Source organism: Peribacillus sp. NPDC056705, assembly GCF_043656335.1.
Genome location: NZ_JBHTYI010000123.1, coordinates 1 through 533, shown reverse-complemented (window position 1 = coordinate 533; position 533 = coordinate 1). Strand labels below are relative to the sequence as shown.

Sequence of the window (533 nt, the reverse complement as noted above, 5' to 3'; positions counted from 1 at the left end):
CGCTGGTTCCAGTCTCTTCGGTCAAACCCACTGTCAGCAGCCCGGTCTGCGGGATTCCATAACGGTATTCTTGGCGATATACCTTACCATCCCGGCGAATCTCGACGGCAAGTCGCTGGGAAAGGGCGTTGACTACGGCGATACTGATGCCTTTCTCTGCGCCGGGAACGAGGAATTGCGCACTGTTGTTCAGACGGTGCACTTCGGTAAGAATGGACTGGACGGCCGGGATATTGGAATTCGGAAGTGCCTGCACGGGAATGCCTCTGCCATTGTCGGATACGGTTACACTGCCGTCTTCGTGTAGGAAAATAGCAATTCGATTACCGTATCCGCTCTGGTGCTCCAATATCGAATTTTCCACGGCCGCCCAGAGCAGTTCATGAACGTCGAAGTTCTGTGATGACCCGAAATACATTCCCGCATGGTTGCGAGTTTCGGATAAGTCTAAGTAGTCGCTTGTATCGAGAAGGTCGCCCACTCCTGATAACAGCAGCAGGAACGGCAGACCCCGATGTGGGGGGAGCGAATAA

Annotated in this window: 1 protein-coding gene; it reads right to left on the bottom strand. The window is 53.8% G+C overall.

Annotation, left to right across the window (positions count from 1 at the left end; translation table 11 throughout):
- Positions 1 to 533 (bottom strand): ATP-binding protein (locus tag ACFRAK_RS28025; RefSeq protein ID WP_394573037.1); only part of this gene is annotated, 533 nt, incomplete at both ends.